At 42.3% G+C, this 2,297-nt stretch carries 1 protein-coding gene and 1 pseudogene; both read right to left on the bottom strand.

Going from position 1 to position 2,297, the window contains the following annotated elements:
- Window positions 1-201, bottom strand: a pseudogene (locus HMPREF0106_RS00190) (DDE transposase); the annotation flags it as partial.
- A 192-nt stretch (window positions 202-393) separates the two neighbouring features.
- On the bottom strand, window positions 394-2,031 hold the full coding sequence (locus HMPREF0106_RS00195) for a fumarate hydratase (RefSeq protein ID WP_004306525.1): 1,638 nt from the start codon (window positions 2,029-2,031) through the stop codon (window positions 394-396).
- Window positions 2,032-2,297: the final 266 nt, after the last annotated feature.

Genomic DNA, 2,297 nt, shown 5'->3' with positions numbered 1-2,297 from the left:
ACCTTCGGGAGAAAAATAACTTTTACGCCCAAAAGGAGAGGACTTCAAATGCATTTGTCGGGCCAGTTCCGAGAAAGGGAACAGAGAATGGAGGCGACCTAATTCACTCGTTGCAAAACTTTGACGATATTTTTTAAGCATATCGAACTCGGTAAAACCTAAACAAGGTTCGATTTCTGAGATTTTTTGTATCTTTACCATGTGTTTTTATTTTTAATTACCCCCGTTTTGGCCGTCAAACCGTTTTTTGGGGGGAATGCTTAAAGATACAAAAAAGGCAACTAACTCGCAATGAATTAGTTGCCTTAAATTTTATTATTTTAGGAATATCCCTATTAATTCAAGGCATTTACAGCCTCTTCTTATAGTTTTATCCCAACAGGTATCAACCGATTATTTTTTGCAATTCCACGGTTTCAACTGTTTGAAGAAGTCGTTACCCTTATCATCTACCAAGATAAATGCAGGGAAGTTTTCTACTTCGATCTTCCAGATAGCTTCCATTCCCAATTCCGGATATTCCACACATTCAATGCTCTTGATGTTGTTCTGTGCAAGGATAGCTGCCGGACCTCCGATAGAACCAAGATAGAAACCACCATATTTCTGACAAGCATCTGTCACCTGCTGGCTACGGTTACCTTTTGCCAACATCACCATGCTACCGCCATGACTTTGGAACAGTTCTACATAAGAGTCCATACGTCCTGCCGTAGTAGGGCCCATAGAGCCACACGCCATGCCTTCCGGAGTTTTTGCCGGACCAGCATAATAAATAGGATGATCCTTAATATATTGTGGCAAGTCTTCACCGCGGTCCAAACGTTCTTTCAGTTTAGCATGAGCGATGTCACGACCTACGATAATCGTTCCGTTCAATGACAGACGGGTAGCAACCGGATATTTAGTCAGTTCTTTCAGGATTTCAGGCATCGGACGGTTCAGATCGATCTTCACAACATCACCTTCACCTGCCTGACGCAGTTCAGCCGGAATCAGTTCACCCGGATTTGAATCCAGTTTCTCAATCCAGATACCTTCCTTATTGATTTTACATTTGATGTTACGGTCGGCAGAGCAAGATACACCCAAACCTACCGGACAAGATGCACCATGACGAGGCAGACGGATGATGCGTACATCGTGAGCAAGATATTTACCTCCGAATTGTGCCCCCAACCCAATCTTGTGAGCTTCTGCCAATACTTCTTTTTCCAGTTCGACATCGCGGAATGCACGACCATATTCGTTTCCGGTAGTCGGCAGGTTATCATAGAAATGAGTAGAAGCCAATTTCACTGTCAACAGGTTCTTTTCAGCAGAAGTACCACCGATTACGAAAGCGATGTGATAAGGAGGACAAGCGGCTGTCCCCAATGTTTTCATCTTTTCAACCAGGAACGGAACCAATGTACCGGGATTCAGGATCGCTTTTGTTTCCTGATACAAATATGTCTTGTTGGCAGAGCCACCACCTTTTGTTACACAAAGGAATTCATATTCCATACCTTCGGTAGCTTCGATGTCAATCTGTGCAGGGAGGTTACATTTGGTATTTACCTCATCATACATATTCAGAGGCGCATTCTGTGAATAACGCAGGTTTTCTTCAGTGTATGTTTTATATACGCCCAGTGAAAGCGCTTCTTCGTCAGAATATCCAGTCCATACCTGCTGTCCCTTTTCACCATGGATAATAGCAGTACCGGTGTCCTGGCAGAATGGAAGTACGCCTTTTGAAGCAACCTCTGCATTGCGCAGGAAAGTCAACGCCACATACTTATCGTTTTCGCTTGCTTCCGGATCACTCAGAATCTTAGCAACTTGTTCATTGTGCGAACGACGAAGCATGAATGATACATCACGAAAAGCAGCATTAGCCATCGCAGTCAAACCTTCTTTTTCAATTTTCAGGATGGGATTTCCTTCAAACTCGCTTACTGATACATAGTCTTTTGTAAGCAGATAATACTCAGTTGTATCTTTTCCCTTTTCAAACATGGGCTGATACTTAAACGGAGGTGTTGCCATAAGTTTCTTATTTTATTACGTAATGTTAGTTAGTGTGGCAAAGGTAATGATAAATTAAGAATTGAGAATTAAAAATTGAGAAATAAAACATTGTAGGATAAAAATAGGTAGGTCAATAAATGATAATTTTGCGGAGTGCCCTGAAAGGGCTTAATTATATAGCGTAGGGCAACGCCCTACGTAAAAACGACAATCTGAATTTGCGCCCTGAAAGGGCATAATTGTATACAGTTCCGCCCTTTCAGGGCTTGTGGCTGGTGTGTTTT

The sequence above is a fragment of the Bacteroides sp. D22 genome (genome assembly GCF_000163675.1).
GTDB classification, from domain to species: Bacteria; Bacteroidota; Bacteroidia; order Bacteroidales; family Bacteroidaceae; genus Bacteroides; species Bacteroides xylanisolvens.
Note: the sequence above shows the minus strand (reverse complement) of the source record. Positions and strands in the feature narration are given on the sequence as shown.

Excerpts from the sequence above, each read along its gene's own strand:
- HMPREF0106_RS00195 (WP_004306525.1), bottom strand. The coding sequence starts at position 2,031 with ATGGCAACACCTCCGTTTAAGTATCAGCCCATGTTTGAAAAGGGAAAA.